4 protein-coding genes are annotated in these 4,948 nt (G+C 39.8%); 3 read left to right on the forward strand and 1 reads right to left on the reverse strand.

Annotated features, from left to right (window positions below; translation table 11 throughout):
• Positions 1 to 596: 596 nt before the first annotated feature.
• The 3 genes from G610_RS21190 (at position 597) to G610_RS0115080 (ending at position 4,160) form a co-directional block, all read left to right on the forward strand.
• Complete coding sequence (locus tag G610_RS21190; RefSeq protein ID WP_196809856.1) at positions 597 to 1,322, forward strand: glycosyltransferase family 2 protein; 726 nt, start codon at positions 597 to 599, stop codon at positions 1,320 to 1,322.
• 19 nt (positions 1,323 to 1,341) lie between these two features.
• Complete coding sequence (locus G610_RS0115075; RefSeq protein ID WP_026525433.1) at positions 1,342 to 2,667, forward strand: hypothetical protein; 1,326 nt, start codon at positions 1,342 to 1,344, stop codon at positions 2,665 to 2,667.
• 107 nt (positions 2,668 to 2,774) lie between these two features.
• Positions 2,775 to 4,160, forward strand: a complete 1,386-nt coding sequence (locus G610_RS0115080) for an Ig-like domain-containing protein (protein WP_026525434.1) — start codon at positions 2,775 to 2,777, stop codon at positions 4,158 to 4,160.
• 103 nt (positions 4,161 to 4,263) lie between these two features.
• Here the strand turns inward: G610_RS0115080 and G610_RS22380 are convergent.
• Positions 4,264 to 4,948 (reverse strand): Rpn family recombination-promoting nuclease/putative transposase (locus G610_RS22380; protein WP_081667519.1); only part of this gene is annotated, 685 nt, incomplete at its 5' end.

A 4,948-nucleotide genomic window follows, 5' to 3' on the forward strand; every position in this document is an offset into this window, starting at 1 on the left:
AAGCTCCCGGAAGATGTCCCTGACAAGCTCTCCGTTCTCGTAATGCGAGAGGAACAGGTTCTTAAACTCCAGGGTATAAGAAATCCTGTAAGCGGTGACGCTAAGCGTGAAGGGATTGGCAGCAAGTAGTTCGATCTGCTCCGGGGTGAATTGATTGATGTGATGACGTTCTCTCATAACAGCCTCCTTGTATGAATGATTTTATCCTACATAAGGTTGGATATAAAGAAGAACGTGTCCACAAGCCGGGGGGTTCATTAAAAAACCGTGTCCAGAAAACGGGGATGTACCACTAAATGTGGTGTCCAAAATCTGGAAATTTAGGAAAGGGGCGTGTCCACTTTATGGGATACAGTTTAAAGCAAAGAAAAAATAGCTCTGTTGAGCAGAGCAGAGCAGAGCAGAGCAGAGCAATTTATTTGCCAAATTAGCGATACTCTTAGGCGTAGGTGTGCCAAATGCGCTGATAAAGTACAACAAGAACTCAATTCATTTAGAAAAGTATATGATAGATATAAAACGCCAGTCCGGAGGGGAAGTTTGTTCCCTTTCCGGAGTGGCGTTTTTGCGCTTATTTAAAGCTATGGAGGTGCATTGTGTGTGAATTTACGATTTTGATGCCATGTCTTAATGAAGCATCTACTGTTGGAAGCTGCGTGAATAAGGCAATGCAATTTTTGCGTGATAAAAGAATAGATGGTGAGGTTTTGGTTGTTGATAACGGAAGCTCTGACCAAAGCGCAGATATCGCCAAAGCAAGTGGTGCAAGGGTGGTTTTCAAAAAGGAAAAAGGCTACGGAAATGCACTAAGGCATGGCATAAGAAATGCCTATGGTAAATACATTATCATGGGTGATTGCGACGAAAGCTATGATTTCCTTGATTTAATGCCTTTTGTTGAACAACTTAGAGATGGCAGTGATCTGGTTATGGGAAACCGTTTTGCAGGGAGGATGGAACCTGGGGCAATGCCTTTCCATAGGAAATATATAGGCAATCCGATATTATCCGGGATTGCCAGACTACTTTTTCATAGCCGTGTTAAGGATTTTCATTGTGGACTGCGCGGATTTAGTAAAGAGAGTGTTTTGCAGCTCAATCTTCAGACAACCGGTATGGAATTTGCAACTGAAATGGTCGCGATGGCAGAACTGATGGGGCAAGATATCGGACAAGTTCCGATCAGCTATCGCAGAGATGGAAGAGAAGGCGGTTCACACCTTAGATGTATACGCGACGGAATGAGACATATTTGTTACATGGTAGGGAAATGGTCGCAGGTTAGGAAATCAGCAGTTTCTTCCGTGAGAACTGATAATTAAGCATATATAGGGAGTTTGTATGAAAAAAAGATTTTGGTTGAAGATTTTAGCTGCAATGATAATAACGATGACAGTATGCGCTTTATGGCTTGTTGCGTTTTCATGCATTCCGCGTGAGCTGCTTAAGGATAATGCTGAAAAAAGTGCAGACTATTTTTGCTCTCATGATGCTTTTCCTGTTCTTTTTGATGATTACATAAATTCAATTCAGGATAATTATGCAGATACGTATACACTTGCAGTTGCATACGGAATAGATGAAAAGCACCCATTCTTATCTGCAATGAAAGCCATGTATACACAGGGGAAGTACGAAACTATTGCAGATGCCTTTAAAGCACAGGTATATGATGAGCGCACTTTGGATAAAGAATATGGAAGGTATTGGCATGGAATGGTTCCCTATGTCCGCTTCATGATGATATTTACGGACATTTGCTATATGAGGATTATTGCAGGCATTGCAACCATTTTTTTATTTATTTTAGACATGATACTTCTTTATAAAAAGAGAGAAAAGGCAGTAGCTGTTTGTTTGGGTATAGCACTTATGGGCATACACCCGTGGATGCTGTTTTATAGCCTTGAGTATGTTCCAACATTCTTTGTTACGGCTTTTGCGCTGTTATTTATCCTGCTAAACAAAAAAGCAGTTAGTTATAAGGATATGATGATTTTTTTTACGGTAGTTGGCGTGATCACATGCTTTGCAGATTTTTTGACAACTGAAACATTAACCTTCACAATTCCGATGCTTGTCCTTTTGATTCTGGCAGAAAGGACTGATGCATTTTCGTCACTTAAGGAAAGAATAATATATATATTTGCCGGAGGAATTTCGTGGGTTTTAGGCTATGTAGGAATGTTTGCAGGTAAATTTGTGCTTCTGTATGCAGTTTGTGGAAGAGAGGTATTTGAAGGAGCAATAGAAGAGGCATTATTCCGAATGGGCGGAGATGTATACCTTGGTGATTCAAATCTGTATCCGGTTGCGACAACATGGGAAAAATATAAAGGCGCCATCTGGCATAATCTGGCAGCTCTTTTCCCAATAAAGACAAGTGCGATGACAGAGTTTCGCGCTACGTTTCCGGTGATAGTGATAATACTTTTGTGCTTTAGCCTAATATATCTGTTCCACGCAAAGATAAATGTGAATCGCATGGTAGCGATGATGATATTAGCAATAATACCGTATGTAAGATTTTTGGCACTTTCAAATCATTCGTATTTGCATTACTTTTTTGCTTACCGTGCGCAGATGATCACATTACTTGTTTTGTTAATGGTTACATGGGAAAATGCTTTTCTTCCGCTGTTTTCCAGATTAAAGGGGGTGCGATAAATGAAGTGAAAATAGCGGTATTTTGGAGAAGTGCTTTACACAGGCATCGCAACATTGCCTGTGAAAAACAAATAAAATGAAGGGTTTTATGAATGAAAGGAGACATGATGAGGAAGGAATTATTACGAAGAATTAAAGGACTGACCGTGTTACTTATGACGATGATATTGCTGTGGACTACTTTCGGGATGGATGTACTGGCTGCTGAAACAGGGTATGTTATAGTATTTCAATATGCTGCGAATATCCCTAATACGTCCTTATATCCAGGTCTCTACACTATATTTCAAGGTGATGCATCAAAATTTGATAATATAACACCAAACACATCTAGCTATGGGACGACGAAATCAAATGTGATAAATGCAGGCTTTTCAGCAATACAGGGCTGTGATGATATTGAGAAAGCAAATGGAGTAATTACTTTGCCAAGTGGCGAAAATTTAGCAGGCAAGGTATATGTTATTCAGACATCAGGAGGAGTTAAATACTATGAAAACGGGGTACCTATTTCTACAGGAGCTTATGATAGTTTTGCAAAGAAATATTCAAATCTTTCAAAAATAGAATTAACCTTAGTAGAAGAAGGAAGTACTGTGTACCGAGCTGATATTACTTCATCTATTCCAGTAACAGCCATCACAGTAAAGTCAGAAGGTGGTGCTTCTGAAATAAATATAGGCAAGGAACTCCAGCTTACAACTGTAAAGACTCCGGAAGATGCTGAAGATCCTGAAATTGAATGGTCATCAAGTGATGAGAGCATTGCTAAGGTAGATAATAACGGCAAGGTTACAGGAATAGCAGCCGGTAAGGTGACAATTACAGCCAAGGTTAAGAATAGTTCTCCTGAAATAACAGGCACATTCCAGGTTACGGTATTACCCGACGATCCGGTATCACCGGATCCTGCACCAGAGGATACAGGCTTTTATTCCGGACTTAAGATTTCCCAGAAGAAGGGGAATATAAAAGTATCCTGGGATAAATATCAGGGCGCTGCAAGGTTTGAAGTATTTGCCACCTATTGCGGAACAGAATATCCCAGTAAGCCAAACAAGAAAACAACTTCTAATTCAGTCACAATTAAAAAGATAAAGGGTAAGAAGCTTGATCTTGCTAAGAACTTTAAAGTATATGTAGTTGCATACGATAGCAGTGGTAAGAATATAGGTAAAACTGTATCTTCACATTTTGCAGGGAAAAATAATAAGACCTATAAAAATCCTAAGGAAGTTAAGCTTGCTACCAAGGCGCTTACACTTAATAAAGGTCAGTCTTCCAAGATATCTGCATCTGTAAAGATGGAGGCAGGAAAGAAGAAAGCCCTTGGAGATGATCATACTGCAAAACTCCGCTATCAATCTACAAACAAAAATATCGCAACAGTTGACAGCAAAGGTAATGTTACAGCAGTTGGCTCCGGTGAATGTAAGATTTACGTTTTTGCTAGAAACGGACTTGCTAAGGCAGTTACGGTAACAGTTAACTGACTTTAATATCAATTGCATATATGCATAAAAACTCCCTGGGGCAGCTCATCACTCCAGGGAGTTTTATATATTAAGAGAAAATGCGCAGTGTATTTTAGACCTTCTATTTCTGATTATCTTTGCCTGAAAGATTTGCAATAAGTGCTTCAAGCTCGGATATTCTTGAATTCATTTCAGAAAGTGCCTGGTCTTTTTCAGAGAGCGCCTGATCTTTTTCGGACAATGCATGATCTTTTTCAGACAGTGCCTGGCTTTGTTCAGATATAACCGCATCCTTCTTGGCAATAGTACGTTCATATTCACCCTTTAATACATCAATATCGACTTTGGATAACATATACTCTGACCTCCACTTACTGTTACGACGAGCGATTTTTACTGCTTCGTCAATCTGGCTTGTTAATTTACTTTGTGCAAGTTTGCCACCAAGGTAATTCAGAAATGCCTTCATTTCATCCGATACATCATCCTTTTTGCCATTTGCACAGACAAAGATTCTTGAAGTGCCATCCTCTAGGATGATGGAAGAATCCTCATCGGCACGGGGCCTGAAATGGTAGAGATGATAACCGTACTTTGGCAGGATATTGAAGGGGCAGATAAAGATTACATAACTGTCCAAAAGCTTAATGTAATCAGAACTTTTCTCAAGTGCCTGAGAATCAATTGTATTCTGGTAAAAACGGGACCTTCTGGCGAGATTCCTATTAGATTCTACCTGCATTTCAACATCGTACATCGTAGAACCATCATCCTCAAAGTAGACGTCCAAGCGGATTCCCTTGCCA

This window comes from Butyrivibrio sp. MB2005 (genome assembly GCF_000424285.1).
Lineage (GTDB): Bacteria > Bacillota > Clostridia > Lachnospirales > Lachnospiraceae > Butyrivibrio.

Coding starts and splice junctions, on each gene's coding strand:
- G610_RS0115080 (WP_026525434.1), top strand. CDS start 2,775: ATGAGGAAGGAATTATTACGAAGAATTAAAGGACTGACCGTGTTACTT.
- G610_RS0115075 (WP_026525433.1), top strand. CDS start 1,342: ATGAAAAAAAGATTTTGGTTGAAGATTTTAGCTGCAATGATAATAACG.